Source organism: Oleiphilus sp. HI0123, from assembly GCF_001635315.1.
Genome location: NZ_LWGE01001599.1, coordinates 1 through 2,340 on the forward strand (window position 1 = coordinate 1; position 2,340 = coordinate 2,340).

The window sequence follows — 2,340 nt, forward strand, 5'->3', positions numbered from 1 at the left end:
CGCATCAACAGGCCGCGTTATTTGCCAATGATCACGGTAGCGATTGCCGCGATTTGTAATAGTAACCACAGAGTTTGCGTCCCGACTTGAAAACGCGAAATAGTGGTAATCCCCCGGATCACAATAGGGATAACCGCCACAGCGCAAATGAAATACCCGATCGATAGCGGAATACCCAGCAAGGCATGTAAAGCCGATGCGAGAATAGCGGCTTCAATCGCAAAGAAGATAAAAGTAAACGAAGCATAAATAAGTGACGTGACTGTGGAGCCCAAGTAGCCAAACCCGGCACCTCGCGTCAAAAGATCAATGTCTAAACCGTGTTTAGCTGAGTAGTAAGCAATTGGAAAACCGGTAATAAAGAAAACCGCTGCAACGACTAACATCGCTGCAATGGTATTCACAAAACCATAGTTAATCGTTACCGCTGCAGCAATGCTTTCAAGTGCCAAAAAAGCAGTCGCCCCTAAAGCGGTTTTGCCGACACGGCTAATACCCATACGCCGAGCTTTACGAGCGGTGAATCGTAAGGCGTAATCTTCTAGGGTTTGGTCAGCCACCCACTGGTTATAGTGGCGACGAACTTTAAGAATCTTCTGTTTGGCAGGCATAAGTTCTATAGCAAAAGTTTTATGTACTTATAAATGAGTATTTAGCTAGACAGGGTAATGCTTTTTTAGGGCGAAAACGAGCTTTAAACGTGTTAGGTCACGATATAACTAATGCCTAAAAGTCAGCACCCAAGCTGGCCTATTAGAATAAATGGTCTGACTTGGGCCTAACCATTCTAAGCAAGACTTGGTCAGAAAAGTGCCAAAACTTGCCGTTGAAGGTGCAATTTGGTTTTGGCCTAATCGTCATGAACTAGCTTGCTGGAAAATTAAGGCTTTGCTTCTAAAGCGGCTTTTTTTTGATATTAAGTTTTTGCTATCCTAAATATTTCTAAAAGAGCAACGCGATCATTATTAACCGTGGTAAAAATAGTAAAATTTAAACTTAAAGCGTTCATTTTCAAGGTTACGATAATCCGAGAGTTAGTGTTCAAAATCGTTATTTTATGCTTCGATAAACCACATGCTTCAGTACAAAAAGTAGCTTTACGACTACGCTTCTAGCTAAAGCAGAGACCTACTACTATGCTATCTTTAATAATATCTTTACTTAAATTCAGCAACACTTTTTATTGCACGGTTCATTGTTATGATTGATCAAAAAGTTATGTGCCACGATAAAGCGGAAATATTGAAAAGAAATAATGTCAATATTTCCGGAAACGGAGACAAGATAGTTCTATTGGCACATGGTTTCGGCTGTGATCAGAATATGTGGCGCTTCATGCTTCCAGCGCTTGAGAAACAGTTTAAAGTTGTTTTGTTCGATTATGTTGGCTCTGGAAAATCAGACTTAAATAGCTTTTCTAAAAAAAGATACGCAAGCCTTGATGGTTATGCGAAAGATATAGAGGAAATATTATTAGCTTTAGATCTTTCTAATGTTTCGATCATTGGCCATTCAGTAAGCTCTATTATTGCAGGTATTGCCTCGATTAATTGCGGTGATAGAATTTCCGATATTACCATGATTTGCCCTTCACCTTGTTTTATGAATATACCTCCAGATTATATGGGTGGATTTGAGCGAGAAGATTTAGAAGAGCTAATAAACTTAATGGACAAGAATTATATAGGGTGGGCGAACTATTTAGCTCCTCTTGTTATGGGTGCGGGGCACTCGCCTGAACTTATTGGAGAGTTATCTGGCAGTTTTTGCAGTACAGACCCCGTAATTGCAAAAACGTTTGCTATAGCGACATTCTTCTCTGACTACAGAACAATGTTAAGAAATATACTTAAACCGACATTTATTTTTCAGAGTTTAAAAGATTCCTTAGCCGCGCCAGAGGTCGGAAAATATATGGCTGAAAATATAAACGATAGTCAATTAGCTTTAATTGAGGCCGAGGGGCACTGCCCCCACATGACCGATCCAGCCCTACTTATGCCTTTACTTATAGATTTCATAAATAGAAATAAGGCTTAGGTGCTGAAGTGGATTCTTTCTTAGACAGTTTCCATTCTGGTCACTTAGTTGTGAATTCTAAGAGAGCTATTACTTATAGCAATAAGCATCTATTGACCTTACTTGGCTGGAAAAAAGAAGAACTGTCTTCAATGCCACTGTCTAATATTTTCACCAAGGCTTCAAATATTTTTATTGACAGTTATGTTTACCCATTATTGATTAATGAGTTTTATGCTGAAGAAGTGCAACTTACTGTGATTACATATCAAGGTAAAAAAGTTCCAGTAGTGGCCAGTATAAGTTTAGATAAAGAACACA

At 39.1% G+C, this 2,340-nt stretch carries 2 protein-coding genes and 1 pseudogene; 2 read left to right on the forward strand and 1 reads right to left on the reverse strand.

Translation table 11 applies throughout. The features are described from left to right. Positions 1-29: 29 nt before the first annotated feature. Positions 30-611, reverse strand: a pseudogene (locus tag A3761_RS21460) (cytosine permease); the annotation flags it as partial. 589 nt (positions 612-1,200) lie between these two features. Here A3761_RS21460 and A3761_RS21465 point away from each other — a divergent pair. Then, a complete protein-coding gene (locus tag A3761_RS21465; RefSeq protein ID WP_231875553.1) occupies positions 1,201-2,040 on the forward strand; it encodes an alpha/beta fold hydrolase in 840 nt (279 codons plus the stop codon). An 8-nt stretch (positions 2,041-2,048) separates the two neighbouring features. After that, a partial coding sequence (locus A3761_RS21470; protein WP_156492019.1) for a PAS domain S-box protein occupies positions 2,049-2,340 on the forward strand: 292 nt, incomplete at its 3' end.